General features: G+C 70.7%; 21 protein-coding genes. 8 read left to right on the top strand and 13 right to left on the bottom strand.

Translation table 11 applies throughout. The features are described from left to right. Positions 1-103: 103 nt before the first annotated feature. On the bottom strand, positions 104-1,426 hold the full coding sequence (locus tag ABIA33_RS05840) for an extracellular solute-binding protein (RefSeq protein ID WP_370077827.1): 1,323 nt from the start codon (positions 1,424-1,426) through the stop codon (positions 104-106). 545 nt (positions 1,427-1,971) lie between these two features. On the opposite strand from ABIA33_RS05840, the gene ABIA33_RS05835 reads away from it, so the two are divergent. From ABIA33_RS05835 to ABIA33_RS05820, 4 genes are all read left to right on the top strand, one after another. After that, positions 1,972-3,252: an extracellular solute-binding protein gene (locus ABIA33_RS05835; protein WP_370077825.1), complete on the top strand. Its 1,281-nt coding sequence runs from the start codon at positions 1,972-1,974 to the stop codon at positions 3,250-3,252. Positions 3,253-3,462: 210 nt separating this feature from the next. Next, positions 3,463-4,560 (top strand): SIS domain-containing protein, encoded by a 1,098-nt coding sequence (locus tag ABIA33_RS05830; RefSeq protein ID WP_370077823.1) that lies wholly within the window; start codon positions 3,463-3,465, stop codon positions 4,558-4,560. Between the two features lie 605 nt (positions 4,561-5,165). Beyond that, positions 5,166-6,698, top strand: coding sequence for a PAS domain-containing sensor histidine kinase (locus ABIA33_RS05825; protein ID WP_370077821.1), 1,533 nt, complete (start codon positions 5,166-5,168; stop codon positions 6,696-6,698). Positions 6,699-6,910: 212 nt separating this feature from the next. After that, a complete protein-coding gene (locus ABIA33_RS05820) occupies positions 6,911-10,834 on the top strand; it encodes a Pls/PosA family non-ribosomal peptide synthetase (protein WP_370078368.1) in 3,924 nt (1,307 codons plus the stop codon). Positions 10,835-11,220: 386 nt separating this feature from the next. On the opposite strand, the gene ABIA33_RS05815 is transcribed toward ABIA33_RS05820, so the two are convergent. Together ABIA33_RS05815 and ABIA33_RS05810 are read right to left on the bottom strand one after the other, a co-directional pair. Next, positions 11,221-11,472, bottom strand: a complete 252-nt coding sequence (locus tag ABIA33_RS05815) for a WhiB family transcriptional regulator (RefSeq protein ID WP_030257455.1) — start codon at positions 11,470-11,472, stop codon at positions 11,221-11,223. 337 nt (positions 11,473-11,809) lie between these two features. Further along, positions 11,810-12,757, bottom strand: coding sequence for a diacylglycerol kinase family protein (locus tag ABIA33_RS05810; RefSeq protein ID WP_370077819.1), 948 nt, complete (start codon positions 12,755-12,757; stop codon positions 11,810-11,812). An 86-nt stretch (positions 12,758-12,843) separates the two neighbouring features. Between ABIA33_RS05810 and ABIA33_RS05805 the strand changes: the two genes are divergently transcribed. After that, a complete protein-coding gene (locus ABIA33_RS05805; protein WP_370077817.1) occupies positions 12,844-13,299 on the top strand; it encodes a hypothetical protein in 456 nt (151 codons plus the stop codon). A 29-nt stretch (positions 13,300-13,328) separates the two neighbouring features. Here ABIA33_RS05805 and ABIA33_RS05800 read toward each other — a convergent pair whose 3' ends face one another. The 4 genes from ABIA33_RS05800 to sodN all read right to left on the bottom strand — a co-directional run bounded on the left by ABIA33_RS05800 (position 13,329) and on the right by sodN (position 16,390). Further along, entirely contained in the window at positions 13,329-14,504 is a 1,176-nt protein-coding gene (locus tag ABIA33_RS05800; RefSeq protein ID WP_370077815.1) for a SigB/SigF/SigG family RNA polymerase sigma factor, read from the bottom strand. 67 nt (positions 14,505-14,571) lie between these two features. Then, entirely contained in the window at positions 14,572-14,985 is a 414-nt protein-coding gene (locus tag ABIA33_RS05795) for an anti-sigma regulatory factor (RefSeq protein WP_370077813.1), read from the bottom strand. Positions 14,986-15,272: 287 nt separating this feature from the next. Further along, positions 15,273-15,761, bottom strand: a complete 489-nt coding sequence (locus ABIA33_RS05790) for an N-acetyltransferase family protein (RefSeq protein ID WP_370077811.1) — start codon at positions 15,759-15,761, stop codon at positions 15,273-15,275. A 233-nt stretch (positions 15,762-15,994) separates the two neighbouring features. Continuing rightward, on the bottom strand, positions 15,995-16,390 hold the full coding sequence (gene sodN, locus ABIA33_RS05785) for a superoxide dismutase, Ni (RefSeq protein WP_370077809.1): 396 nt from the start codon (positions 16,388-16,390) through the stop codon (positions 15,995-15,997). 195 nt (positions 16,391-16,585) lie between these two features. Between sodN and sodX the strand changes: the two genes are divergently transcribed. Next, positions 16,586-17,053 (top strand): nickel-type superoxide dismutase maturation protease, encoded by a 468-nt coding sequence (gene sodX, locus ABIA33_RS05780; RefSeq protein ID WP_370077807.1) that lies wholly within the window; start codon positions 16,586-16,588, stop codon positions 17,051-17,053. On the opposite strand, the gene ABIA33_RS05775 is transcribed toward sodX, so the two are convergent. From ABIA33_RS05775 to ABIA33_RS05755, 5 genes are all read right to left on the bottom strand, one after another. Next, positions 17,037-17,618 carry a CGNR zinc finger domain-containing protein gene (locus ABIA33_RS05775; protein WP_370077805.1) on the bottom strand — a complete coding sequence of 194 codons (582 nt, stop codon included), beginning with the start codon at positions 17,616-17,618 and terminating at the stop codon, positions 17,037-17,039. The genes sodX and ABIA33_RS05775 overlap by 17 nt on opposite strands. 76 nt (positions 17,619-17,694) lie before the next feature. Next, positions 17,695-18,309, bottom strand: coding sequence for a hypothetical protein (locus ABIA33_RS05770; protein ID WP_370077803.1), 615 nt, complete (start codon positions 18,307-18,309; stop codon positions 17,695-17,697). A 182-nt stretch (positions 18,310-18,491) separates the two neighbouring features. Further along, positions 18,492-19,244, bottom strand: coding sequence for an amino acid ABC transporter ATP-binding protein (locus ABIA33_RS05765; RefSeq protein WP_370077801.1), 753 nt, complete (start codon positions 19,242-19,244; stop codon positions 18,492-18,494). A gap of 11 nt (positions 19,245-19,255) precedes the next feature. Continuing rightward, on the bottom strand, positions 19,256-20,212 hold the full coding sequence (locus tag ABIA33_RS05760) for an amino acid ABC transporter permease (protein WP_370077799.1): 957 nt from the start codon (positions 20,210-20,212) through the stop codon (positions 19,256-19,258). Between the two features lie 18 nt (positions 20,213-20,230). Next, positions 20,231-21,160 (bottom strand): ABC transporter substrate-binding protein, encoded by a 930-nt coding sequence (locus tag ABIA33_RS05755; protein WP_370077797.1) that lies wholly within the window; start codon positions 21,158-21,160, stop codon positions 20,231-20,233. A 535-nt stretch (positions 21,161-21,695) separates the two neighbouring features. Between ABIA33_RS05755 and ABIA33_RS05750 the strand changes: the two genes are divergently transcribed. Continuing rightward, positions 21,696-22,892 (top strand): NADP-dependent malic enzyme, encoded by a 1,197-nt coding sequence (locus tag ABIA33_RS05750; RefSeq protein WP_370077795.1) that lies wholly within the window; start codon positions 21,696-21,698, stop codon positions 22,890-22,892. A gap of 170 nt (positions 22,893-23,062) precedes the next feature. Beyond that, positions 23,063-24,022 carry a zinc-binding dehydrogenase gene (locus tag ABIA33_RS05745; RefSeq protein ID WP_370077793.1) on the top strand — a complete coding sequence of 320 codons (960 nt, stop codon included), beginning with the start codon at positions 23,063-23,065 and terminating at the stop codon, positions 24,020-24,022. Positions 24,023-24,119: 97 nt separating this feature from the next. Here the strand turns inward: ABIA33_RS05745 and ABIA33_RS05740 are convergent, their stop codons facing one another. Continuing rightward, entirely contained in the window at positions 24,120-25,157 is a 1,038-nt protein-coding gene (locus tag ABIA33_RS05740; RefSeq protein ID WP_370077791.1) for a helix-turn-helix transcriptional regulator, read from the bottom strand. Positions 25,158-25,331 lie beyond the last annotated feature (174 nt).

Raw genomic sequence — 25,331 nt, 5'->3', positions numbered from 1 at the left:
GGCGGGCAGCCGGTAGACGCTCCCACCGGCTGCCCGAGATGCGCTCAGTGGCCGAAGGTCCGGCCCGCCGTCCACCGGCGGGCCGGACACTCGATCAGGTGGGTCAGCCGCCGTTCAGGTCCGCCAGGATGGCGGTCTGCGCAGTGGTGAGCTCGGTGGTGGCGTCCTTGCCGGTGGCGATGTTGCTGAACGCGGTCTGCAGGGCGACCTCGTCCGACGTCTGGCTCCAGAACGGCGAGTTCGGGATGAACCAGGTCTTGCCGTTGGCGGCGTCACCGGCGGCCTTGTTGGCCGGCGAGGCGGCCTGGAAGGCCGGGACCAGGGTCTTGTTGTTCGGGATGGCGTACTTGGTCAGTGTGGTCTGCTGCGCGGTGTTGGTGAAGATGCGCAGGAACTCCGCGCCCAGGCCGGGGTTGGCGGCGTGGGTCGGGACGGCCAGGTCGGAGCCGCCGAGGAAGGCAGGGGTCGGCGCGCCGGCCGTGGCGCCCGGGAGGGCGATGGTGGCGAGCTTGGGCGCGAGCGACGGGTCGCCGGTCTTCGGGTCGGTGACCGAGCCGACCTCCCAGCCGTTGCCGACGATGCCGGCGATGTTGCCCTTGGCCATCAGCGCGTCCTGGTTGGACTCGTCGACGGTGGTGCCGCCCACGGAGTACTTCTTCTGCAGGTCGGCCCAGGTCTGGATGCCCTTGATGAAGTTCGGGTCGGTCAGCGTGCCGGTGAACTTGGTGCCGTCGCTCTTGGCGATGACGCCGTCGACGCCGAAGCTGCCCGCGCCGAAGGAGACGGCGGTGTACCAGTTCTTGCCCGGGAGGTAGAGGGCCGAGAAGTTCGGGACGCTGGCGTTCTTGGCCTTGACCTTGTCCAGGTCGGCGGTCAGCTCGTCCAGGGTGGTCGGCGCGGCGGTGACGCCGGCCGCGGCGAACAGGTCCTTGCGGTAGATCAGGACGCGGGCGCCGGCGTAGTACGGAACGGCGTAGGTCTTGGAGTGGTCGGCGCTCTGGCCGGAGGCGGCCAGCGAGTCCAGCCAGGTCGACGAGTTGTCGAACTTGGTCTTGACGCTGGTCAGGTCGACGAAGGAGTTCGCCGCGATGTACTTGGCGGTCTGGGTGTTGCCCAGCTCCAGCGCGTCGGGGGCGTTGCCGGAGAGCAGCGCGGTGTCGAGCTTGGTGCTGTAGTTGGTCCAGTTCTGCCACTCGATCTTGAGGGTGGCGCCGGTCTCCTTCTCGAACTGGGCCTTGGCCGCGGCGACGACGTCCGGCCAGCCCTTCTGCGCGTCCTGCATGATCCACACGGTGACGGTCTTGCCCTTGCCGTCAATGCTGAGGGCGCCCTGGCTACCGGTGTTCGTCGTCGTGGCCGAGGAGGAACAGGCGGCGGCCGTGAGTACGGTGGCGAGTGCCGCGGCAGCTGCGATCTTGCGCTTCAAAACATCCTCCTGAGGATGAGCGTGGTACGGCACCGGTTGGGTCTCGGAGGAGTTCCTGAGCTTGACCGTGCCTGGAAGGGGGTGCTCAATGAGGGCCTTGCAGTCTTCTTGGTACTGGTGGTACCGGTGGGGCAGATGGGGCTGTGGCTTCCGCACCGGTACCGAGCCCGCACGGAATCTGTGATTCCGCGGCAGTCGCTCCGACGCAGCTACCTGATTGGTGTAGACCAGTGAACGGAGATTGGCATGGACCAATGTGGAGCGTCAAGGGTTCTCGGCGGGCTGTGCCAAGCCGTTACCAACGCTTGACAAGCGGAGACCTCCCGGATGCGCCGGAAGTCCAGGACTGGACCAACCAGGCTGCCAGATACCGCGCAATTATGGACAGTTGGGGCGAGTCGCCGCCCAGGTGTCGGTCCGGTAACAGCTTTCGGGGCGGGGTTTCCATTCCTTGACTGGACCCGCGGCAGGCGACCACACTCCGGCAACTGGTCTGAACCAAAGGGTTTGAGCCAGTGCCAGAGGGGTCATCCGGGGAGGATGTTGTGGACCGTTGGCGACATGTCGCCGCGGTGGGCACGGCTGCGCTTTTGGCCGGAGTCGCCGCGTGCAGTTCAGGGGGGCCGAGCACGACCAGCTCGCCCACCTCGTTCGAGGGGAAGACCCTCACCGTCTGGCTGATGGCGGGCGACGACCCGGTCGACTGGTCGGCGGCGGTGAAGGCTCAGTTCGAGTTGACCTACCCCGGTGCCAAGGTGGTCTTCAAGCAGCAGGACTGGACCGGCATCCAGCAGAAGGTGACCGCGGCGCTCGCGGACCTGACGCCGCCCGACGTCATCGACATCGGCAACACCCAGACCTCGTACTACGTCGCGACCGGCGGCCTGCTGGACCTCGACCCCTACCGCGGGCGGCTCGGCGGCGCGAACTGGACGCCCTCCATGAACAGTTCGGCGATCGTCGGCGGCAAGCAGTACGCGGCGCCCTGGTTCGCAGGAAGCCGGGTGGTCATGTACAACAAGCGGCTCTGGGACAGGGCCAAGCTCAGCCCGCCCAGCACCATGGCCGAGTGGCAGTCCGACCTGGACGTACTCAAGAACACCCCTGGCGTCTCCTCCGCGCTCTACCTGCCGGGCCAGAACTGGTACGCCTTCGACGGCTTCCTGCTGGACGCGGGTGCGAACATCCTCACCCAGCGGAACAACCAGTGGGTGGGCAATCTCGACGCCCCCGCGGCGCTCCAGGCGGCCGCGCTGTTCAAGAAGCTGCAGTCCTACGGAGACGCGCCGAAGGACAAGGACGAGTCGCATCCCGCCCAGGCCACCGTGTTCGCCAAGGGCGACGTCGCGTCGATGATCGCCATGGGATATGAGCAGGCGGCGGTCCTGCAGGCCAACCCGGCGATGGCGAAGGACATCGGCTGGTTCCCCATCCCCGGGGCGAAGCCCAAGTCTCCGGCGCGGACCTTCCTGGGCGGCTCCAACCTGGCCGTGTCGCAGAACTCCGCGAACCGCGAGCTTGCCCTCGGCTTCCTGCAGATCGCGCTGAACGACGCCAACGAGACCGCCTTCGCCAAGGAGTCCGGCTTCCTGCCGAACAAGGCCGCCCTCTATCCGGCCCTCGCCGGTAACGCCTATGCCGCGGCGGCGCAGCTGGCGGCCGCCAATGCCGGGTTCACCCCCTCCGTCGCCCGGTGGGGGAACGTGGAGAACCCGCCCAACCCGATCGTCAGCCTGTTCCTCACCCCGATCCTCCAGGGCGCGGACCCGGCGGCGGCGGCCCAGGCGGCGGACGACAAGCTGACCAGTCGCCTGAACGAGCAGTGAGCCTGACGACCTGGGGAGCATCAGCGCTCGGGACGGAGGTGCCCGGGGCCGCCGCGGACCGTACGATCGGTCTCGGCGGCCCGGGTGCGGACCGGCTGTCGCCGCGCTGCCTGCCCGGACGCTGATCACGTCGAGCGGGGAGGAATAGCGGGCCCCGGCGGGCAGCAGGCCGTGTCCGGGGTGTGCCGACTCTCTCTGGAGGCTTCACCGATGTCCGCAACGCCGTCCCCCTCTCCCTCGGCCTCCTCGGGATTTCCCGCTACCGGGCTCCGCGCGCCGGGCCACATCATGGCCGGGGAGATGGCCCAGCAGCCGGCCGTTCTGCAGCGCATCCTCGACGAAGGCGCCCCGGTGATCCGCGAGATCGCCGCGGAGATCGCGGCCCGCAATCCACGCTTCGTCCTGCTGACCGCCCGTGGCACCAGCGACAACGCGGCGCTCTACGCCAAGTACCTGATCGAGGTGCTGCTCGGCAAGCCGGCCGGGCTCACCTCGATGTCCACCACGACGGCCTACAACGCGAAGCCGGACCTGACGGACTGTCTGGTGGTCACGGTGAGCCAGTCCGGCGGCTCGCCGGACCTGGTCGCCTCCACCAGAGCCGCGCGCGAGGCCGGGGCGGTGACCCTGGCGGTCAGCAACAACGCGGCATCGCCGCTCGCCGAGGTCTCCGAGTTCCACGTCGACGTGCTGGCCGGGCCGGAGAAGGCGCTGCCGGCGACCAAGACCTACACGGCCGAGCTGCTCGCCCTGTACCTCTTCGTCGAAGGTCTGCGCGGGGGCGACGGAGCGGCGGCGAAGGCGCTGCCGGGACTGGCGCAGTCGATCCTGGAGCGGCAGGCGGAGGTGAAGCAGCTCGCCGAGCGCTACCGCTTCGCGCAGCGGCTGGTCATCACCTCGCGCGGCTACGGCTACCCGACCGCCCGGGAGGCGGCGCTGAAGCTGATGGAGACCACCTACATCCCGGCCTCGCCGTTCTCCGGCGCGGACCTGCTGCACGGCCCGCTGGCGATGGTGGACAACGTCTCGCCGGTCATCGCCATCGTCCCGGACGGGCGCGGTGGCGAGGCGCTGCAGCCGGTGCTGGACCGCCTGCGCGGGCGCGGCGCGGACCTGGTCGTGATCGGGCGGCAGGAGCAGGTGGATGCGGCGTCCACAGGATTCGCGCTGCCGGGCGGGGTCGCCGAGGAGGTGCAGCCGATCCTGGAGATCCTGCCGCTGCAGCGGCTGGCCTACGAGGTCACCGTCGCCCGCGGTCAGGACCCGGACGCCCCGAGGGCGCTGGCCAAGGTCACCGAGACGCACTAGCCCCCGGCGCGCTCGGGGGCTGCGCCCCGGACCCCCGGTGTCGTCGGCGAGGCCGAGCCTGAGGCGTGGGCCCCGGGGCGCAGCCCCGGCTCCCACCCGCGCGGCACCGATTTCCGCGGGGTACCACCGGCCCGCTGCGCGCTCGGAGGCTGTGCCCCGGACCCGCGGCGTCGTCGACGAGGCCGAGCCTGAGGAGTGGGGCTCGGGGCGCAGCCCCGGCTCCCACCTGCGCGGCACCCCCCACGCGCAGCGTGGAATGCACAACGGGCCGTGGCGCCGGGACAGGACCCTCAACCTGTCCGGCACCGCGGCCCGAGGCATGGTCGGCGTCCGGCGTACGCGCGGCGGGTGTGCGGGCCCGGAAGGCGCGAGACGGTCAGGCCGACTCCATCAAGCGGGAAGGTCCGCCGCGCGGTCAGGGCAGATAGCGCGGTGGGGCTTCCCTTGGTGCAGTTCCCATTGTGGACTAGACCAATTGCCATTGTCCAGACCACTACGGGATGTCTTTGGACGCCGTCCGACGAGCCCTTCCGTCCGACGAGCCCTTCCGTCCGACGACCGCTGTCGGGAGTGAGCCCGGGCCCGCCGCCGGATACGCTCGACAGATGCCTTCCCTCAATGAGCTGGTGCGCCACCACACCAACCTGGACAGCGCCGACGTGGAGTGGATCCACCTGCTGGTGTCCGAGTGGCAGCTGCTCTCCGACCTCTCCTTCGCCGACCTGGTGCTGTGGGTGCCCACCCGGGACGGCAGCCGCTACGTCTCGCTGGCGCAGATGCGGCCGAACACCGGGCCGACCTCCTACCAGGACGACATGGTCGGCCACCTGGTGCCCAGGGGCCGCCGCCCCATGCTGGACGTGGCGCTGGACGAGGGGCGGATCGTCCGCGAGGGCGACCCGGAGTGGCGCGAGGACGTGCCGGTGCGGGTCGAGTCGATCCCGGTGCGGCGCGAGGGTCGGGTGCTGGGGGTGATCGCCCGGAACACCAACCTGCTGACGGTGCGCACGCCGAGCCGGCTGGAGCTGACCTATCTGCAGAGCGCCTCCGACCTGGCGCAGATGATCGCCGCGGGAACCTTCCCCTTCCCCGGCGAGCAGGTCGACATGGACGCCTCGCCGCGTGCGGGGGACGGTCTGATCCGCCTGGACGCGGACGGCGTGGTCACCTACGCCAGTCCCAACGCCCTCTCCGCCTACCACCGCCTCGGTCTGGCCACCGACATGGTCGGGCTGCACCTCGGCAAGACCACCGCCGAGCTGGCACCGCCGTCGCGCGGCCCGGTGGACGAGGCGCTGGTGAAGCTCGCCAGCGGCTGGGCCCCGCGCCAGACCGAGGTCGAGTCCGGCGACGGGGTGGTGCAGCTGCGCGCGATCCCGCTGAAACCCAAGGGCGTCCACATCGGCTCACTGGTGCTGCTGCGCGACGTCACCGAGCTGCGGCGGCGCGAGCGCGAGCTGATGACCAAGGACGCCACCATCCGGGAGATCCACCACCGGGTGAAGAACAACCTGCAGACCGTCGCCGCGCTGCTGCGGCTCCAGTCCCGCCGGATGGAGAACGACGCTGCGCGCTGCGCGCTGGACGAGGCCGTGCGCCGGGTCGGCTCCATCGCGATCGTGCACGAGACGCTGTCGCAGAACCTGGACGAGCACGTCGCCTTCGACGAGATCGCCGACCGCGTCCTGGCGATGGTGATGGAGCTGTCGCAGGACGGCCTGGTCACCGCGCGGCGCAGCGGCAGCTTCGGCATCCTCTCCGCGGATGTGGCCACTCCGCTGGCGATGGTGCTCACGGAGGTCCTGCAGAACGCGCTCGAGCACGCGTACGGCCCGAAGGCCGGGGGCGCGGTCGTGGTCTCCGCCGTGCGGGCGCGGGTTCCCGACAGTGCCGCCGGCTGGCCGTCAGGCTGGGGGAACGGCGCCAGTCGCGGCGACGAGCAGCTCCTGATCACCATCACCGACGACGGGCGCGGGCTGCCGGAGGGCTTCGACCCGCAGAAGGCGGGCAACCTCGGGCTGCAGATCGTCAGGACGCTGGTGGTCGGCGAGCTCGGCGGCAGCTTCGACATGGTCGCGGCCGGTCCGGCCGGAGGGACCAGGGTGGTGCTGGAGATTCCGGTGGAGAGCAACCGCTGATCTACTCAGTTTGTCCGGAAATTCGCACAGATGATGGTTACTCAGGATTTACCGTCTTTTTGCGTGATTCTTCCTTACCCTGAGCCCTGTTCACTCGTCAGTCCCTATGAGCCCGGCACCTGACGAGAGCGCGGCACGTGAAACCTGAGACCTACCTCGCGGCGACGCTGCCGCCCCCGCAGGACCTCCCGGGCTGGTCGTCCGCCGGGGCGGTGTGGCCCGGCCGGCCGGCCGCACCCGCCCGCACACTGGTGGACATCCTCGACGCCGCGGTGCGGCTCTCCCCGGGGGCTCCCGCGCTGGACGCGGACGGCGTGGTCCTCGACTACCGGGGCCTGCGTGCTGCGGCCACGGCCCTCGCCGCGAGGCTGGCCGGGCTGGGGATCGGGCCGGGCGACCGGGTGGGTGTGCGGGTTCCCTCCGGCACGGCCGACCTGTATGTGGCGATCCTAGGGGTGCTCTGCGCCGGGGCCGCCTACGTCCCGGTCGACGTGGACGACCCCGACGAGCGCGCGGAGCTGATCTGGCAGGACGCGGGGGTGTGCGGGGTCCTCGGTGAGGGCTGTTCGCTGTCCGCGCGGCCCGGCGGTCGCTCCGGTGGCCGCTGCGGCGGTCGGCCGGACCTGCGGGACGACGCCTGGGTCATCTTCACCTCGGGCACCACGGGACGCCCGAAGGGCGTCGCCGTCACCCACCGCTCGGCGGCGGCCTTCGTCGACGCCGAGGCCCGGCTCTTCCTGCGCGACGCGCCCCTCGGCCGCGGCGACCGGGTTCTCGCCGGCCTCTCGGTGGGCTTCGACGCCTCCTGCGAGGAGATGTGGCTCGCCTGGCGGCACGGCGCGTGCCTGGTTCCCGCACCCCGCTCGCTCGTCCGGGCCGGCGCCGACCTGGGGCCCTGGCTGGTGCGGCGCGGCATCACCGTGGTCTCCACGGTGCCCACCCTGGCGGCGCTGTGGCCGGCCGAGGCGCTGGACGCGGTCCGTCTGCTGATCGTCGGCGGCGAGGCGTGCCCGGCCGAGCTGGTCCAGCGGCTCGACGTACCCGGGCGGGAGTTCTGGAACACCTACGGGCCGACCGAGACCACCGTGGTCGCCTGCGCCGCGCTGATGCGCGCCGGGCGGCCCGTGCGCGTCGGCGAACCGCTCGACGGCTGGCGACTCGCCGTTGTGGACGAGGAGGGGAAGCCCGTCGGCTGGGGCGAGACGGGCGAACTTCTGATCGGGGGAGTGGGCACCGCGCGCTACCTTGACCCGGCCACGGACCGGGCGAAGTTCCGGGCCCATCCCGCTCTGCCGGTCGACCGGGTCTACCGCAGCGGAGACCTGGTCCGGGCCGACCCCGAGGGGCTGGTCTTCGTCGGCCGCGCCGACGAGCAGGTCAAGCTCGGCGGGCGGCGGGTCGAACTCGGAGAGGTCGACGCCGCCCTCGCCGCCCTGCCGGGCGTCCGGGCCGCCGCGGCGGCGGTGCGGGAGACGGCGGCGGGCGGCCAGGTGCTGGTCGGCTACCTCGTCCCCGAGCGGACGGCGGCCGGAGCGCCGACTGCGGCCGGCCTGGACCTGCCCGCGCTGCGGGTGCAGCTGCTGGAGCGGCTGCCGGCCGCGCTGGTGCCGTCGCTGGCCGTAGTGGCCGAATTGCCGACCCGTACCTCGGGAAAGGTGGACCGCAAGGCGCTGCCCTGGCCGCTTCCGGCGGCCGAGGCGGGCCGGAGTACCCGGCGCGGGCCGGGTGCCGAGCTGCACGGGACGGCCGCCTGGCTCGCCGAGCAGTGGCGCGACCTGCTGGGCGTCACCGCCGACGCCGACAGCGACTTCTTCGCCCTGGGCGGCACCAGCCTGGCCGCCGCCCGGCTGGTCTCCCTGCTGCGCGAGCGTCACCCCGGACTCTCCGTCGTCGACCTCTACCAGCAGCCCCGGCTCGGGGACCTCGCCGCCCACCTGGACCTCGGCCCCCGCCCGAAGGCCCACCTCGACAAGCCCGCCTCGGCGCGCCCCGCCGAACCGGCAGCAGCCACCCGGCCGGCCGGTCGCACCGTGCGCCCCACGCCGCGCCGGGCCGGCGTCTACCAGGCTGCCGTGCTCCTGCTGCTGCACACCGTGACCGGGCTGCGCTGGCTCCTCGCCGTCGCCGCCCTGGACAACCTGCTCCGGCCGCTGCCCTGGACTCCCCCCACTTCCTGGTGGCTCATCGGCGGCGGCTGGCTGCTGCTCTCCAGCGCGCTGGGCCGCGCACTGGTCGGGGCGACGGCCGCCCGGCTGCTCACCAGAGGGCTGCGCCCCGGCACCTACCCCAGAGGCGGTCCGGCCCATCTGAGACTGTGGACGGCGGAGCGGGTGGTCGCGGCGTTCAACGTGAGCTCGGTCATCGGCACCCCGCTGGCCCGCCGCTACGCCCGCCTGCTGGGCTGCCGGGTGGGTCGCGACGTGCACCTGCACACCATGCCGCCGATCACCGGACTGGCCGTGTTCGGTGAGGGCTGCTCGCTCGAACCCGACGTCGACGCGGCAGGCTGGTGGCTCGACGGCGACCTGCTGCACCTCGGCGGCGTGCACATCGGCCCCGGCGCCCGGATCGGCACCAGGGCCGTGCTCATGCCGGGCGCCAGGATCGGCGCCGGCGCCGAGATCGCGCCCGGCAGCTGCGTCACCGGCTCCGTCCCCGCCCGCCAGCACTGGCACGGTTCACCCGCGCGCCAGGACCGGGCGGCCGACACCCGCTGGCCGACGTTCCGCCCCGCCTCCTCCCGCGCCAACGAGCGCGCCTGGGACGTCGCGTACGCGCTGGCGCTGCCCCTGCTGCAGGCCCTGCCGCCGCTCGCGCTGGTCCCGGCCATGCTGGTGCTCTACGGCCTGGCCGGACACGATCCCTCCTACGGCGGTGTGTTCGACCGGCTGCTCGCGTCCTCGCTGCCGCTGGCACTGCTCACCATCGTCGTCTACGCCGTCCTGCTGACCGTGCTGGTCCGATTGCTCTCACGATCCGTCAGGCCCGGTCTGCACCCCGCACACGGACGGGTCGGCTGGAGCGTCTGGGTGGTCCACCAGCTGATGGCGGGCGCCAGGTCCGTGCTCTTCCCGTTCTACGCCTCGCTGTTCACGCCGGTCTGGCTGCGGCTGCTCGGTGCCAGGGTCGGTCGGCGGGTGGAGGCGTCCACCGTGCTGGCGCTCCCCGGGCTGATGAGCGTGGACGACTACGCCTTCCTCGCCGACGACACGCTCATCGCCCCCTTCGAGGTGTGCGACGGCTGGCTCAGGCTCGGGCGGGCCCGGATCGGACGCCGCTCGTTCGTCGGCAACTCCGGGATCGTCGGTCCCGGCCGGACCCTGCCCGCCGACTCCCTGGTGGGCGTACTGTCCGACGCCCCGCCGCAGGCCCGGCGGGGAAGCTCCTGGCTGGGCCGCCCCGGCTTCGCCCTGCAGCGTGTCGCCGAGAGCGGCGACACCGCCCGCACCTACCACCCGCCCCGGCGGCTGGTGTGGGCCAGGGCGGCGGTCGAGCTGTGCCGGTTCGGCCCGGTGGTCCTGACGGTGCTGCTCGGGGACCTCGCCGTCGCCGGGCTCCAGGAACTGCTGGACCGCTGCGGGCTGACGGTGTGTGTGCTCGCGGCCGGGGTGTTGCTGCTGCTCTGCGGCATCGCGGCCTGCCTGCTCACGACTGCGGCCAAATGGCTCCTCCTCGGGCGGTTCCGGCCGGGGCAGCAGCCGCTGTGGAGTTCCTTCGTCTGGCGTAACGAACTCTTCGACACCTTTGTCGAGGAGCTGGCCATGCCCTGGCTGGGGAACAGCCTGCTGGGCACGCCCTTCCTCAATGTCTGGCTGCGCAGCCTGGGGGCGACGATCGGGCGCGGGGTGTGGTGCGAGACCCACTGGCTGCCGGAGACGGACCTGGTCCGGCTGGGGGAGGGAAGCTCCGTCAACCGGGGCGTGGTGGTGCAGACGCACCTGTTCCACGACCGGCTGATGCGGATGGACGGCATCGAGGTGGGGGCCGGGGCGACCGTGGGGCCGCACTCCATCGTGCTGCTCGGGGCGGTGGTGGGGGACGGGGCCGTGGTCGGCCCGGCGTCGCTGGTGATGCGCGGCGAGGCGTTGCCGGCCGGTACCCGCTGGCTGGGAAACCCGGTGGCGGACTGGAGTTGAGGCCCCGCGCCGTGAGCGGGACGGCGAGTGCGGGCGGGGACTGACCGGGAACAGAACGAGGCCCTGTCGACCGGGGGGGAGGGTCGACAGGGCCTCTCAAACCTGCTCCGGCCGTCGGGGGGAGTCGGCCGGAGCAGGGGCTCTGGGTGCGGGCTGCGCCCACGTGCATCGCACGGGCGGTTGCCCTCGGTTCCGACGGTACCAAACTGTCGGCTCCGTGGGCATCGCGAGTGGTGTGCGTTGCCTCGGGAAGTGCCTCGGGTGCTCCGCCCGGAGGCCCGGAAAGGGCGCGGAACGGATCGGGGCACTCGATCAAGGGCTGATCAGAAGTGGTGCGGTCGTGCTGGTACCGGGGTTCGACCCCCGGTCCCCCGGGTGGCGACGTGTCAGGCGGTGCGCGCGCGGTTGCGGGCGGCGCGGCGCTTCATCGCACGACGCTCGTCCTCGCTCATCCCGCCCCAGACGCCGGCGTCCTGACCGGTCTCCAGGGCCCACTGCAGGCAGCTCTCCATGACCGGGCAGCGACGGCAGACGGCCTTCGCTTCCTCGATCTGCAGCAGGGCGGGCCCCGTGTTGCCGATGGGGAAGAACAGCTCGGGGTCTTCTTCCCGGCAGACAGCGCGGTGGCGCCAGTCCATGGTGATCCAACTCCTCCCGCCAACGGGGTTGTCCCGCAGGCGCATCGGTAGCTTGTGAATGTGAACGCTTTCACGAACCCTGGGGCAGGCGCGGGGCCGACGGGTGGGTCGACGCGAGGATGCCTGCGGCATTGCAGTGTGGATTCGGGCGACTCAGGCGGGTGCCCGGTAACGGACTGTCCCGATCGCCACGTAAAGGTTCGCAAACCTCGACTCCGGATACAACCCCCTTCGAGGAGGAAATTTTGATTCCTTGGTGTCGCCTAGGTCACACCCTGTACTTCTATGGAGTGAAGGGGTTCGCGCGTTCGAGAAGAAGGACTTTCGACCCTTCTGATCACACAATCACACGCAGTGCGCGGCGAACGCCTGAGAAGCTGACTTGGTTCCGCTCTCCAAGGTGGTCTCCATCGACCTGAAATGGCAACGTTTCCTGGGAATGCAAGGTGAATTCCTGGAGATCGTGGTAAGCGACCACGTGTTTGCCCCTCGGACCTGCTCCTGAGGCGTCCAGGAGCTGCGGAATGGTACGCAGCGTCTGAATGAGTGACATCCGGGTGAGCCCGAACAGGTCCAGGTCCGTGTCGAAGGTCGCCTCGGGCGAGGCGTAGACCGGGCGGTTGCCCAGGAAGGTCCACGGCGAGGTGTTGGCGACTATCGAGACGACGAGGCCCTCGACCGGATCGGCGCCGGGGAGACGCAGCGTGATCGGACCCGCCCTGCGGTGTTCCCGCTCGCCGAAGTAGTGGCGCACCGCCTGGTTCAGGTACAGAGCGTGGGTGGAGCGACGGCCGCTGCGGCGGTGCTGCTCGACCCGGCCGACGACTCCGGCGTCGAATCCGAATCCGGCGGTGAACGTGAACCAGCGTTCCGGCAGTCCCTCGGTGGCGGCCCGGCCCAGACCGACGGTCCGCTCCCGGCCCGCCGCCAGCGCGTCGAGCAGCGCGCCGGTCGCCTCGACCGGGTCGTTGGGGAGGCCGAGGGCGCGCGCGAAGACATTGGTGCTACCGCCGGGGACCACGGCCAGCCGGGGCAGGTGTTCGGAAGGGCCCTCCGCGAGCAGCCCGTTGACGACCTCGTTCACGGTGCCGTCGCCGCCGAGGGCGACCACGAGGTCGACACTGCCCGAGGCCGCGGCCTCGCGGGCCAGATCGCGCGCGTGGCCCCGGTACTCGGTCCCGACGACCTCCAACTTCAGGTCGCTGGCCAGCGCATGGGCGAGAACGTCCTTGGTCCTGCCGCTGGTGGTGGTCGCCTTCGGATTGACGACCAGGAGGGCACGCATACGGTCAGCTTACCTACCGGCAGGTATGCGGCCCGGGAGGGGCAGGGCATGGGAACGGAGCCGGAGACGGCGGCTAGCCTGGGTGCGTGACTGCTGACGCCTCGCTGCCTTCCTCCGCCGCCGCTGCCCCTGCCGCCGGGACGGGCCGTCCCTGGACGCTGACCGCCGGGGCGGCCATCGCCGTGCTCCAGGGCGGCCTCATCGCCGCCTACGGCGTCTACATGCTCGTCGCCGGTCTGGTCTCGCACACCAGGACCGGCCTCGGGCTCACCGAGTTCGGCGGGTTCATCGTGCTGCTGCTCGGCCTGCTGCCGCTGCTCGCCGGGCGGGGCCTGCTGCGGCTGAAGCGTTGGGGGCGCAGCCCGGCGGTGATGGTCGACACGCTGTGCCTGGCTGTCACCTACTTCACCTTCCAGAACGGCGGCGCGCAGATCGCGGTCGGCGTCGTGGTCGGCATCGCCGGCATCGCCGGGGCCGTGCTGCTGCTGCACCCGAGGACGACAGCCGCGCTGTGGCCCACGGGCGCGGACACGACGAACTAGCACGACACGGGGTAGCACGACGGAGCGCGCTACTCCTCCAGCAGCAGCTTGTCGCGGAGTTGGGCGAGGGTTCGGGCGAGCAGCCGGGAGACGTGCATCTGGGAGATGCCGACCTCGGCGGCGATCTGGGACTGGGTCATGTTCCGGAAGAAGCGAAGCACCAGGATCCGCTGTTCGCGCTGCGGCAGTTGGGCCAGCAGCGGCTTCAGCGACTCGCGGTACTCCACGCCCTCCAAGGCGTCGTCCTCCGCCCCCAGGGTGTCCGCGACCGCCGGCGACTCGTCGTCGGTGTCGGGGACGTCCAGCGAGAGCGTGCTGTAGGCGTTCGCGGACTCCAGTCCCTCCAGCACCTCCTCTTCGGAGATGCCGAGGCGCTCGGCCAGCTCGTGAACCGTGGGGGAGCGGCCGTGCTGCTGGGAGAGCTCACCGGTGGCGGTGGTGAGCGACAGCCGCAGCTCCTGGAGACGGCGCGGGACGCGGACGGCCCAGCCCTTGTCGCGGAAGTGCCGCTTGATCTCCCCGACGATGGTGGGGGTGGCGTAGGTGGAGAACTCCACCCCGCGGTCGACGTCGAACCGGTCCACGGACTTGATCAGGCCGATCGTGGCGACCTGGGTCAGGTCGTCCAACGGCTCGCCGCGGTTGCGGAAGCGCCGGGCCAGGTGTTCGACCAGCGGGATGTGCATCCGGACCAGCTGGTTGCGCAGCTCGACCCGCTCCGGGGCCTCCCTGGGCAGCGCGGCGAGCTGGACGAACAGGGCGCGGGCGGCCTCCCGGTCGGGGGCGCCGTGGCGCTGCGGAGCGGGCCGGCCGCCGCCCCAGACGTGCGGCTCGGGCGCGGGGGCGTGCTCGGGGTCCTGCCCGGCCGCGGCGCCAGGCACGAGGTCGGGGTCGACGTCGGGCTCGGCGTCCGTGACGTCCTCGGCGACGCTCTGCGCCGCGCCGTCCGGTGGGGCGTCCTCGACCTTGTCGAGTCCGTCCGTCTCCCCGACCGCCATCGGCACCGCCTGGTCGGGACGGTCGGGATCGTCTGCGAACACCCTGTCCTCCGCCTGTTCGGCCCCGGTGTGCACGGACTCCGGGGATGACGCCTTGCCGGCAACGCCTGCCACACCCGACTGCGCGGGCAGGACGGGTTTCTCCGCGCCGGACCTGGGTGCGGCGGCCTGCAGCCCGGCACCGTTTGTGCGGTCGTGATCACTCACGGCGATCCCCCGTTCCGTTCCGTTCCGGGATCAACTTGTTTGCACCGTCACCGTTGACGCTGCCTGCTCACGGCTGCCCTGGTCCGGCGCCGCGCTTCTTGTGCAGGCTGATGGTGACCGTTCGGTCCTCGGCCACCGTGGACTCGACCTCGCCGGCCAGCGCCGAGAGCACCGTCCAGGCGAAGGTGTCGCGCTCGGGGGCGCGACCGTCCGTGGTCGGAGCTGACACGGTCACCCGCAGCGAGTCGCCGACCAGGCGGAACACGCAGGTGAGGACGCTGCCCGGAACCGCCTGCTGGAGCAGGATGGCGCAGGCTTCGTCGACCGCGATCCGCAGGTCCTCGATCTCGTCCAGGGTGAAGTCGAGTCGGGCTGCGAGGCCCGCTGTCGCGGTTCGCAGGACCGAGAGGTAGGCACCCGCCGCGGGCAGCCGGACTTCGACGAAGTCCTTCGCGTCGGGCTCGCCGTCGATCTGGGACACCCTCACCTCCGTTGGTGTTGCGCCGCTGCGGAGGGACGATGCCCGTGCAGCGGTTCTCTCACAGTGCTCTGGGGCGCAGTGCTGTCAGGCCCTGCCGGACGAGGCCCGCCTCTGCTGGGGGTCGGGTCTGCCTGGGAGGTGACGCTATCGCGATCCACGACGCGATGTCGCCCGACTGGCGTCAGGGTGCCGCCCGCATGCCTTGCGGGTGACCCATGGTAAGTCGTCAGGAGCTGAGCGTGGCAATGGAGGTGAGGATATCTCCCGCGGGGCCGCCGAGACGGCGCTCAACCGGCTTCGGGAGCCGCTCCGAGAGCGGTCAGCGGCTCGCCGCTCATCCGGAACACCGTCCACTCGTCCATGGGCACCGCGCCCAGGGCCTTGTAGAAACCGATCGCGGGCTCGTTCCAGTCCAGCACCGACCATTCGAACCGGCCGTAGCCGCTCTCCACGCAGATTCGGGCCAGTGCCGCCAGCAGCGCCCTGCCGTGGCCGCCGCCACGCGCCGAGGGGCGCACGTAGAGGTCCTCCAGATAGAGGCCGTGGAGGCCGGTCCAGGTCGAGAAATTCAGGAACCACAGCGCGAAGCCCACGGTCTCACCGGTGACCTCGTCCAGGGCGACGTGGGCGAAGGCCGCCGGGTGCGGGCCGAAGAGGGCGGCGTGCAGCTGCTCCTCGGTGGACTTCACCTCGTGCAGGGACTTCTCGAAGTCGCCGAGCTCGCGGACCATGGCGTGGATGCTGGGAATGTCAGTGGCGACGGCTGGACGAATCATGCCTGCAGCCTACGTCGCGCCACTGTCACGCCGGACTGGCGTCCACACCGGACTGGCGTCCACACCGGACTGGCGTCCACACCGGACTGGCGTCCACACCGGACTGGCATCTCAGCCGAACGCGAAGAACCACCAGCGACGACTCCTCGGACCGAGACTGATCGAGGCTGTCGGTCGACACCGCTGGTGGTTCTTCGCGTTCGGCCCGTCTGTGCTGACGGGCGCGAGCTGGATCAGGCCTGCTTGGTCTCCCAGAAGATCTTGTCGATCTCGGCGATCAGGTCGAGGGCCTTCTGGCCGGTCGCCGGGTCGGTCGACGCCTTGGCGGCACTGAGCGCCTTCAGGGTGTCGTTGACCAGCTGGTGCAGCTGCGGGTACTTCTCGAAGTGCGGGGCCTTGAAGTAGTCGGACCAGAGCACCGACACGTGGTGCTTCGCCAGCTCGGCGCGCTCCTCCTTGATGACGATGGCCCGCGCGCGGAAGTGCGGGTCGTCGTTGGCCTGGTACTTCTCCTGGGTGGCCTTGACCGACTCCGCCTCGATCCGGGCCTGCGCGGGGTCGTAGACACCGCAGGGCAGGTCGCAGTGGGCGTGGACAGTGATCCGCGGTGCAAACAGCCGAGAGAACATGAAAGTCCCTTTCCTGTGATCGTCTTCCCGGCACGAGATTACTCCGGATCCGCTGCCGAATCGCGTCCAGCCCGCGGTCCTAGGGCAAAAGCTGTACGGACCGTGGACTTCCCGGCGGCGTGGGTCAAGATGGAGGCGAGGGTGTGATACGCACGGCGGCAGGTACAGCAGGCACGGCAGGCGAGGATGAACGGCATGGCGGAGCAGACACACGATCCAGGCGCTGGCGACCTGCCGCAGGAGCCGCCGGAGGGTGGACTCACCCCCGGGCGCTTCGGGTTGCTCAACGTTGAGGGGCCGTCGATGGTCCCCATGCTCACCCACGGTGACGTCGTGCTCTGCCAGTACGGGGCGAGGGTGCGACCCGGTGCGATCGTGGTCGCCCGCCATCCGCTGCGGCAGGAACTGTTCGTGGTCAAGCGCGCGGTCGAGCGCCGCGCCGGGGGCTGGTGGCTGCTGTCCGACAACAGCCAGGTCGAGAGCGACAGCCGCGACTACGGTGCGGTCCCGGACGAGCTGGTGCTCGGCCGGGTGCTCTGCCGGATCCGGCCCCGGCCGGCCTGGCTGGCCCCGACCGGTTGGCTGGAGCGGTTGTTGAGCCGGGCGCCGTACGGTTTCGCACGCCGGCTCGGGGCGTTCCGCAGGTTCAGCCCGGAGCTGTGACGCGGTTCTCCTCGCGCTTGCGGGCACGGTACGCGGCGACGTTCGCCCGGGTGGCGCACCGGTCGGAGCAGTAGCGGCGGGAGCGGTTGGTCGAGGTGTCCAGGTAGGCGTTGCGGCAGGGGGCGGCCTGGCAGATGCCGAGCCGGTCCACGCCGTGCTGGGTGAGGTGCACGGCGAGGCCCATGCTCGCGCCCGCCGCGTAGAGGGCGGTGGCCGTACTCGCGTTCTCGGCCAGGTGCATGTGCCACTGCGGGCGGCCGTTGTCGCCGAGGAAGCCGTGCCCGGACACGACCGGACTCACCGGGTACTCGGTCAGCAACTCGTTCAGCAGATTCACGGCGCGGCTCTCGTCCCCCTCGTCGGCCGACTCGAAGACCGCGCGCAGCCGTACCCGGACCGACCGCAGCCGCGGCAGGTCGGACTCGTCGGCGAGCCGTATGCCCCGGCTGCCGCTGCTGAACAGCTTGCGCACGGCCTCCACGGTGGTGAGCCCGTCCTTGCCGCGACCGGGCTCCTCCGTGTTCACCAGCCGCACGGCCAGGTCCGCGTAGGTGGTGAGCTCCACGATTGCTCCTCGTTGCTGGGCGATGCCCGTCAGCGGTAACAGACGACCTGGAGACAAGGGTATTACGTCGTAGCTCTCAGGGGTGGAAGATCTCGGTGAGGGCGGCTACCTGCCCCTGTGCGTCGAGGTGGACGTAGAAGTAGCCGCTGTTGACGTCCTTGTAGCCGGGGAGCTGGTGCACCGGTATCGGTACGGGACTGGCGCTGTCGTTGACGACCTCGACGACCGCGCCGGGTGCGAGGGTGAGGGTGGCGGCCGGACCGGTGGGGGTGTAGCGGACCTCCTCCTCGAAGGCGGTGTTGTAGCGGCAGGTTTCGAAGGTGAGGGTGACCGTGGTGGCGCCGCTGCCGGCCGAGTCCAGGTGGGCCCTGGCCGAGTCCAGGTGGGCGAACTTCTGGAAGCCGGGCTGGATGTAGCAGGGGGCGAACGTCGTCTTGGGGGAGGACGTGGCCGAGGGCCCGGACGAGTGCCCGCCCGCGGGCGCGGTGGTGTGGGTGACCGCGATCGGGGCCGAGCTGAGCTGCGTCGCGGACGGTGCCGCGGACGGCGAGGCGCTGTCCGACTGCGGGGCCGAGGCGCTCGGCGTCGCGGCGGCGGAAGCACCGGTGTGGGTGGGATCGCAGCCGACGGCGAGCCCGGCGAGGGCGACGCCCGCCAACGTGGCGAGGACGGTGTGACGGTGGTTCTGCATGGAAGGTGGCCCCCCTGGTCGAAGAGGGCACGACGGTGCACCCTCATCCGACCGGACGGCACTGACAGTCCGTCCGGTTGACGCTGTTACGTCATCAGGACAGAACGTCGTGGCCCCGGCCTCCACTGTGGAGAGGCCCGGGCCACGACGGGTTCCGCTGGGGGCAGAGGATTGTGGAGAGGCTAGAGGACTTTGGAGAGGAAGGCGCGGGTACGTTCGTGCTGGGGGTTGGTGAGGACCTCGCGGGGGTGGCCGGACTCGACGACGACCCCTTCGTCCATGAAGACCAGGGCATCGCCGACTTCGCGGGCGAAGCCCATTTCGTGGGTGACCACGATCATGGTCATGCCGTCGTCGGCGAGGCCGCGCATGACGTCCAGGACGTCGCCGACCAGTTCGGGGTCAAGCGCGGAGGTGGGCTCGTCGAAGAGCATGAGCTTGGGGTCCATCGCCAGGGCGCGGGCGATGGCCACGCGTTGCTGCTGGCCGCCGGAGAGTTGGGAGGGGTAGTTGCGGGCCTTGTCGCCCAGGCCGACGCGGGCCAGCAGGGCCTGGGCGCGTTCGCGGGCTTCGGCTTTGGACTGGCCCTTGACCTGGACCGGCGCCTCCATGACGTTCTCCAGCGCGGTCAGGTGGGGGAAGAGATTGAAGCGCTGGAAGACCATGCCGATGTCGCGGCGCTTGAGGGCGACCTCGCGGTCCTTGAGCTCGTAGAGCTTTCCGCTCTTCTCGCGATAGCCGACCAGTTCGCCGTCGACCGAGAGGCGTCCGGCGTTGATCTTCTCCAGGTGGTTGATGCAGCGCAGGAAGGTGGACTTGCCGGAGCCGGAGGGGCCCACGATGCAGAACACCTCGCGGGCCTTGACCTCCAGGTCGATGCCGCGCAGAACCTCGACCGGGCCGAACGACTTGTGCACCTGCTCGGCACGAACCATGGGTACCACGGTCACTGGGCACCTCCGGTGGCCGGTGCGGGCTGGCGCCGCAGGGAGAACAGTGTGGTCCGCAGCCGCTGCCAGGGTGTGGGGGGCAGTTGCCGGTTGCTGCCGCGGGAGTAGTGGCGTTCCACGTAGTACTGGCCGACGGTCAGCACGGAAGTGACGAACAGGTACCAGATGCTGACGGCGATGAGTTCAGGGATGTTCTGGAACGTGCGCGAGCCGATGTCCTGGCCTGCTTTGGTCAGATCGGTGAGCGCGATCACCACGACCAGTGACGTGGTCTTGAGCATCGAGATGGTCTCGTTGCCGGCCGGTGGGATGATCACGCGCATCGCCTGCGGGAGCACGATTCTGCGCAGGGTCTGAGTGTGGGTCAGTCCCAGCGAAGAGGCTGCTTCGGCCTGACCCTCGTCGACCGACTGGATGCCGGCGCGCACGATCTCGGCCATATAGGCGGCCTCGTTGAGTCCCAGGCCGAGCAGTGCGGCGGTGAACAGCGGGACCAGGTCGTTGTAGTTCCAGGAGTGGAAGGTGGGTCCGAACGGGATTCCGATGGAGACCTTGGGGAAGATCGCGCCCAGGAAGTTCCACACCAGCAGCTGGACCAGCACCGGGGTGCCACGGAAGACCCAGATGTAGAGCCAGGCCACCGAGGAGAGCACGGGGTTGTGGGACAGGCGCAGCACCGCCAGGACGATGCCGCCGGCGATGCCGATGACCATCGACAGGGCGGTGAGTTCCAGGGTGGTGCCGAGCCCGCGCAGGATGGTGGGGTCGTGCAGGATCTGGCCGACGGTGTTCCAGTGCAGTTGCTTGTTCGTCAGCATGGCGTGGGCGAACATGGCCGCGAGTACCGCGATGACGGCGATGCCGACCCAGCGTCCGGGGTGGCGCACCGGGATGGCCCGGATCTCTTCGGGCCGTGCCCGGGTCGGTGGTGCCTGGTCTTGGGGAGCGTTCACGACTGGTTACTTCCCGGATCAGCTGGTGGCGCCGTTGACGACGACCTGCGTGTCGGGGAGCGCGCCGGACTGCACGCCCCACTTGGTGAGGATCTGGTTGTAGGTGCCGTCCTTGATCAGGTCCTTGATGGCGCCCTGGACGGCCTGGGCCAGCTGGCCGTCGCCCTTGGGCAGGACGATGCCGTAGGGGGCGGTGTTGTAGTCCTGGCCGATCTTCTGCAGTGTGCCGCCGCTCTGCTGGACGGCGTAGTCCACGACCGGGGAGTCGGCCATCATGGCCTGGTCGCGCTTGGCGACCAGGGCGCTGGTGGCGTCGGTCTGCAGGGTGAACTCGCTGGCGGTGGCGACCGGCTTGCCGGCCTTGGTGCAGGCCGGGTTGATGGTGTTCTTGATCTCGTCGGCCTCGGTGGTCCCGCTCTGCACGGCGATCTTGACGCCGCACAGGTTCTTCTGGTCGATCTTGTCCGGGTTGCCGGCCAGGACCGCGACGGCCTCGCCCGCGTTGAAGTAGGTGACCATGTCCACGGCCTGCTCGCGCTTCTGGGTGGCGGTGAAGGAGGACAGGCTCAGGTCGTACTTCTTGGCCGCGATGCCGCCCAGGATGCTGTCGAAGCTCGCGTTCGCGAAGTTCGCCTTCAGGCCGAGCTTCTTCATGATGGCGGTGCCGAGCTCGACGTCCATGCCGACGATGTTCCCGCTGGCGTCCTTGAACTCCATCGGGGCGTAGGAGGCGTCCGTGGCGATGTTGGCCGTACCCGCGCTCTTCAGTGCGGCCGGCACCAGCGCCACCAGCGCCGCGTCCGCACCCACCGCGTTGACCGACTGCGAAGCGTTGGGAGCACTCGAGCTACCAGAGGTGCTGGAACTGCCACACGCAGTGAGCAGCAAAGACCCTGCTGCGACGGCTGCGCCGGTCGCGATGATGCGCTGGGCGATGGAACGTGCCATGGGGGGTTCCTCCTGTGGGGGCAGGCTGAGCAGTTGTCACAGCGTGCTGCACACCTTTATGCGGCGGCACGACCGGTGAATGAGATCGAATCTTGCCACCCCCGGCTCCCAATGCCGCGTCTATCTGTGTCAAAATCCCATAACGGGTGACCCCCGTCGCATGAGTAGGCCACCGGATCGGGACCGATTCGGGAGGTGTGCAGGACCGGAAGCCGACGACGCAGGCTCCGGAGCCGAAGCGCCTCGTCGGCACGGCCCGCTCCAGTTCTGCTGGGCCAGCAGCACCCTTGTCCACACCCTTGCCATCCCTCGTTCGAGTACACCTATACACCGTCTGTGCGGGCGGATCGAACGACGTCGAGGCGTATGAAGTCGCCGTTACGCGGACGAAAAGACGAAGGTGCCGCAGCGGCGCCCCGGCTAGTGTCGAGATCGGCACCGACCGGACGCACCGCAGCTCAACCACCCCTCAACAGGAGGCCGGGGTCGCTCCTTGGCGGCGACCGCCCTCCGAAACGACGACGAAGAGGTCATCGTGGCAGCCGAGATCATCAGCCCCCGCTCGCTGGACGAGCAGGATCCCATCGACCCCGCTTTCGCGCTGCATCGCGGCGGCAAGATGGAGATCACTGCGACTGTGCCGGTGCGTGACGCGGACGACCTGTCCCTCGCCTACACCCCCGGCGTGGCCCGGGTCTGCACCGCCATCGCCCAGCAGCCCGAGCTGGTGTACGACTACACCTGGAAGTCCAACGTCGTCGCGGTGGTCACCGACGGCACGGCCGTGCTGGGCCTGGGCGACATCGGCCCCGAGGCGTCGCTGCCGGTGATGGAGGGCAAGGCGATCCTGTTCAAGCAGTTCGGCGGCGTGGACGCGGTGCCGATCGCGCTGGCCACCAAGGACACCGAGGAGATCATCGAGACGGTCATCCGCCTCGCGCCGTCCTTCGGCGGCGTCAACCTGGAGGACATCTCCGCGCCGCGCTGCTTCGAGATCGAGCGGCGGCTGCAGGACGCGTTGGACATCCCGATCTTCCACGACGACCAGCACGGCACCGCCGTGGTGACCCTCGCCGCGCTGCGCAACGCCGCCCGGCTGACCAACCGTACGCTGGCCGACCTGCGCGCGGTCATCTCCGGAGCGGGCGCGGCGGGCATCGCCATCGCCAAGATCCTGGTCGGTGCGGGCATCGGCGACGTCGTGCTGTGCGACCGCCAGGGCGCGGTCCACGTGGGACGCACCGACCTGACCGACGTGAAGCGCGAGATCGCCGAGCTGACCAACCGGGGCGGCCTGTCGGGTTCGCTGGCGGACGTGCTCGCTGGCGCGGACGTGTTCATCGGAGTCTCCGGCGGCACCGTTCCCGAGGAGGCGGTCTCGCGCATGGCGAAGGACTGCTTCATCTTCGCCATGGCCAACCCCACGCCCGAGGTGCACCCGGACGTCGCGCACAAGTACGCGGCCGTGGTCGCCACCGGGCGCAGCGACTTCCCCAACCAGATCAACAACGTGCTGGCCTTCCCCGGGATCTTCGCCGGCGCGCTGCAGGTCCGGGCCTCCAGGATCACCGAGGGCATGAAGATCGCGGCGGCGGACGCGCTGGCCGGTCTGGTCGGCGACGACCTGACCGCGGCTCAGGTCATCCCGAGCCCGTTCGACCCGCGGGTGGCCCCGGCGGTCACCAAGGCCGTCGCCGCCGCCGCCCGCGCGGAGGGCGTCGCCCGGCTCTAGCCGCGATGGCGAGCGGATGCCGGGGTCCAGGCGGTACGCCCTGGACCCCGGCACCGGCATCCGAAGCACCGACGCAAGCCGCAGCACCCGCAGATGACATGACGCCAGCGGACGTATGTCACACCGCGCCGTGGTTCCCCGGGACCGCGCGACCGTCCTAGGGTCGTGTCATGTTCGCTGCCTACGCTGCCCGAATCGACGCCGACGACCCGCTGAGCGGGCTGGAACTGGGCGAGCGCCCCGAGCCGGAGGCACGCCCCGGCTGGAGCGTCGTCACGGTGAAAGCCGCCAGCCTCAACCACCACGACCTCTGGTCGCTGCGCGGCGTCGGCCTGCCGGCCGAGAAGCTGCCGATGATCCTCGGCTGTGACGCGGCCGGCGTCGACGAGCACGGCAACGAGGTCGTCCTGCACTCCGTCATCGGCCAGAGCGGTCACGGCGTCGGAGCCGACGAGCCGCGCTCGATCCTGACGGAGCGCTACCAGGGCGCCTTCGCCCAGCAGGTCGCCGTTCCGACCTGGAACCTGTTGCCCAAGCCGGCCGAGCTGTCCTTCGAGGAGGCGGCCTGCCTGCCCACGGCGTGGCTGACGGCCTATCGAATGCTGTTCACCAACGCGGGCGTCAAGCCCGGCGACACCGTCCTGGTCCAGGGCGCGGGCGGCGGCGTGGCCACGGCGCTGATCGTCCTCGGCAAGGCGGCGGGCCTGCGGATGTGGGCCACCAGCCGGGATGAGTCCAAGGGCGCGCGGGCGCTCGAGCTGGGCGCGGACGCGGTGTTCGCGAGCGGCGCGCGGCTGCCGCAGCGGGTGGACGCGGTGATGGAGACGGTCGGCGCGGCCACCTGGTCACACTCGGTCAAGTCGCTGCGTCCGGGTGGGACGATCGTCATCTCCGGCGCTACCAGCGGCCCCAACCCACCGGCCGAGCTCACCCGCATCTTCTTCCTGGAGCTCAAGGTCGTCGGTTCGACGATGGGGACCAAGGAGGAACTGGCCGGGCTGCTCTCGCTGTGTGCGACCAGCGGAGTCCGACCGGTCATCGACACCGTCCTGCCGCTGGCCGACGCCCGAGAGGGCTTCGCCAGGATGGCCAAGGGCGACCTCTTCGGCAAGGTCGTGCTGACGCCGTAGCCTGCGCCGCACGCCGTCGTATCCCCCGCACACGCCGCGGTCCCCGCCACCCCGGCAGGGGTACGGGGACTGGGAGGGCGCTGGGCGTGAGTGGGCGTCAGCCCCGCAGGCGGCGGGCCGCCTCGGCGAGGACGGCGCGGGCGCGGGCGAGGTCGCCGGCGTCGAAGCCGCCGTCCCTGGCCGCGTCGCGGACCTCGTCGCGGAACCGGTCGAGCAGGTGGGTGAACTCCGGCACGGGCTCGCCGTCCGGGTCGGTGACCGTCCACGGGGGCAGGTCGGTCGGGGCGGAGTCGGTCGGGGCGGAGTCCTCGACCGGTTCGCCGGCGTCCTTGTCGAGGTCCACCCGCTCGCCGGCCGGCCGGGTCGCGGTGCCCGCGGGCGGGGCGCCCCAGCGCGAGGGGTCGGCGAGGCCGGTGAGGGTGCGGGTCAGCTCGGAGAGTCCCTCGGCCAGGCCGGTCGGCCAGTCGCCGTTCTTGGCGTGGGCGCGAATCTGCTCGCCCACGCGGTGCGCCTCGGCACGGACCTGGTCGCGCACGGCCTTGGTCTGCTCGCGGGTGGCGCGGGCCTCCTCGCGTGCGGTGCGGGCCTGCTCCTTGGCCAGCCGGGCCTGCTCTCGCGCCTGCTCCTTGGCCTGCCGCCACTCCTCCTTGGTGCGCTGCCAGGTCTCCTTGTCCATGCCGGGCCACGGGCCGTCGCCGCCCCACACCGGGTCGGGACCCCAGCCCTTCGCGGTGCCCTTGCTCTGGCGCCGGGACTCCTTCGCAGCCAGCCGCATCTCCTCACGCAGGTCGTGCGCGGAGTCGCGGACGTCCTCGCGGATCTGGTCCGCGAGCTGGGCGACGGAGTCGCGGATCTCGGCCTCCAGGGCGTCGATCTCCGGAGCGCGGGACGCGAGCTCGGTCCGGCCGGCGTCGGTGATGCGGTAGACCTTGCGGCCGCCCTCGACGGTGTGGGCGACCAGGCCCTCCTGCTCCAGTTTGGCGAGGCGCGGGTAGACCGTGCCGGCCGAGGGGGCGTAGAGCCCGTTGAAGCGCTCCTCCAGCAGGCGGATCACCTCGTAGCCGTGTCGCGGCGCCTCGTCCAACAGCTTGAGCAGGTAAAGACGAAGGCGACCGTGTGCGAATACCGGACTCATGCGCCCACCTCGCTACGCTCGGCGGGGCCTTCGTCCAGCGCCGCCTTCTGATTGATGAACTCGCTTCGCTCGCTCATGTGCCCACCTCGCTACGCTCGGCGGGGCCTTCGTCCAGCGCCGCCTTCTGATTGATGAACTCGCTTCGCTCGCTCATGTGCCCACCTCGCTACGCTC

This window comes from Streptacidiphilus sp. MAP12-16 (genome assembly GCF_041262165.1).
In the GTDB taxonomy this organism is placed as follows: domain Bacteria; phylum Actinomycetota; class Actinomycetes; order Streptomycetales; family Streptomycetaceae; genus Streptacidiphilus.
This window is presented reverse-complemented; position numbering and strand designations above follow the sequence as displayed.